Annotated in this window: 1 protein-coding gene; it reads left to right on the top strand. The window is 45.6% G+C overall.

The window, feature by feature from the left end:
* The coding region (locus tag IEQ44_RS17370) for a hypothetical protein (RefSeq protein WP_227487679.1) at positions 1 to 233 on the top strand (233 nt) is incomplete at its 5' end.
* Between the last annotated feature and the right edge of the window lie 19 nt (positions 234 to 252).

Here is a 252-nt window from a genome sequence, read left to right as displayed (position 1 = left end):
GATACGTTCAAGAGCTTCAAACAGCGTTACCTATAGCACATGAGGTAAAGCTGATGCAGGAAATCCAACTGCTCTGCGTGATTGAGGTTACTTTTACTTATCCTGTGGTTGGCCTGTGTGCAACCAAGAACATTGGTTCCGCAGCAGATGAAGGCAGGAAGGACAGTTTGGACTGCTGGTGTGGTAATATGAAGACTATGGCAAGGATAGTGGAGCATGAAATCCTCACCTAAAGAGACATTCTTCTTGGTC

The organism is Nocardioides malaquae, assembly GCF_015070385.1.
Taxonomy (GTDB): Bacteria; Actinomycetota; Actinomycetes; order Propionibacteriales; family Nocardioidaceae; genus Nocardioides; species Nocardioides malaquae.
The sequence above is the reverse complement of the archived record's forward strand: the minus strand, read 5'-3'. Positions and strand labels throughout refer to the sequence as shown.